The sequence below is a fragment of the Halomonas sp. SIMBA_159 genome (assembly GCF_046536035.1).
GTDB lineage: Bacteria > Pseudomonadota > Gammaproteobacteria > Pseudomonadales > Halomonadaceae > Vreelandella > Vreelandella venusta_A.
In genome coordinates this window covers 1-242 of sequence record NZ_JAWJBT010001430.1, presented here as the reverse complement: position 1 = coordinate 242, position 242 = coordinate 1, and the positions used below count along the sequence as shown (strand labels likewise).

The 242-nt window shown below is 50.4% G+C and carries 1 protein-coding gene; it reads right to left on the bottom strand.

Annotated elements, in window-relative coordinates; genetic code table 11:
• Window positions 1–242 (bottom strand): cytidine deaminase (locus tag R0J87_RS23960; RefSeq protein ID WP_498889535.1); only part of this gene is annotated, 242 nt, incomplete at both ends.

The window sequence follows — 242 nt, the reverse complement described above, 5'->3', positions numbered from 1 at the left end:
AGCCAGCAAGCTGATCGCTGAGTCTTTCTGTTCAACCAAAGCGGCTTCAACAATATCTGACAGCGGATAGCTCGCCATATTCATGTTAATCAGTGCCACCTGGAGTGGTGGCAGGCTCGGGTTAAATGCTGCGTTCTCGGCATACATGCCTGAGAACAGCCGGCCATCTTTTGCTTTCAGCGCAACTCCCGCATAGTTTTTACTGTATGGCGCATGTGATTTATCTGCCGCTTTACAGGCTG